The organism is Candidatus Symbiopectobacterium sp. NZEC135, from assembly GCF_025962695.1.
The window spans coordinates 1-1,480 of record NZ_JAGFPF010000425.1 but is presented as its reverse complement, the minus strand read 5'-3'; the positions used below and the strand labels follow the sequence as shown (position 1 = coordinate 1,480).

The window sequence follows — 1,480 nt, the reverse complement described above, 5'->3', positions numbered from 1 at the left end:
CCATCGACACACCGTTTGGCAACGGTTCGTTGAATCTCAATGAAACGCACAGCGATCAAACCGTGAGCGGTAAAACCGGTATCAGCGGTAACGGGCAAACCGTGGTGGTGACGCTGGGGGGAAAAACCTACAACGCCACGGTGGATACCAACGGTAACTGGCATGCCACCCTTCCCGCCGCCGATCTGCAACAGCTACCGGAAGGCAATGCAACCCTTCAGGTTACCGCAACGGATATCGCGGGCAACCACGGCGCGAGCAGCTTTAGCAGCCTGGTCGATGTCACGCCCCCGACCCTGACGTTAGGCACCATTGCCACCGACGACATCATCAATATTCAGGAAGCGCAAAGCACGCAAACGCTCAACGGCACTGCCTCGGTCAGCGAAGCGGGAAGAACCGTCACCGTGTCTTTGGGCGGGCAGTTCTACACCGGCAAGGTGGGTAACGACGGCAACTGGAGCATCGATTTACCTTCCCATGCCCTCGCCTCGCTGCCTAACGGTGTTTATTCACTGGTAGCCAGCCTGACCGACGCCACGGGCAACGTGACGCAAGTGACGAAAGCCATTGGGTTGGACGCCGACAGCGCGATGCGTCCCACGGTCACCGTGAATGCCTTTGTGTCGGAAGACAACACCATCAGCGCAGCGGACACCAAGGTCAGCCAGATTTTGAGCGGCTCCACCACCAACGTGGAAGCGGGACAAAGCATCACCGTGCAGTTACACACCAAGACCTACTTCACGACCGTCAACGGTGAAGGCAAGTGGTGGGTAAGCGTTCCGGCGGAGCATATGGCAGAACTGCCGGACGGGCCGATCGCGATCAGCACGACGGTGAGCGATAAGGCGGGCAACGAAGGCAGTGGCACCGCCTGGAGCGATGTCGATATCAGCAATGACAGCATCTCCATCAGCATTATCGCCATGGATAACCAACTGAACCGGGTAGAGGCATCACAGCCGCTCACCATCAGTGGCATCACGGTAAACGTGACCATCGGTCAAACCGTTACCGTGACCTTGAACGGAAAAACCTACACCACCACCACGGCGGCGGACGGCAGTTGGAGCCTATCCATTCCCAGTGAGGCACTGTTCGCGCTGCAAGATGGCACGGCCGTGATCCATGCCAGCGTTGCCAACCCGAATGACGAGCCTGTCACCGCCCAGCGCAATCTGGATGTACACATCCACAACCTGCCGCAACCCTCAATGGAAGCGCCCTTCGGGGATAATGTGCTCAACGCCACCGAAGCCGCCAGCGGCCAGACGGTGATCGGCAAAACCGGCGTGAGCGGTAGCGGACAGAGCGTGGTGATCACCCTCAACGGCAAAACCTATCAGGCGACGGTGGATGCACAAGGAAACTGGCGCGCCGACCTTCCCGCCGCCGATCTTCAAGTGCTCTCTGCCGGGGCACAACCGCTGCGGGTTACTGCCACCGATGTTGCAGGCAACAGCAGCGAAATCTCCAG

The 1,480-nt window shown here is 59.2% G+C and carries 1 protein-coding gene; it reads left to right on the top strand.

Annotated elements, in window-relative coordinates; translation table 11 throughout:
* Positions 1 to 1,480, top strand: a 1,480-nt coding sequence (locus J5224_RS27525; protein WP_264628316.1) for an Ig-like domain-containing protein, incomplete at both ends; no start/stop codon positions are given.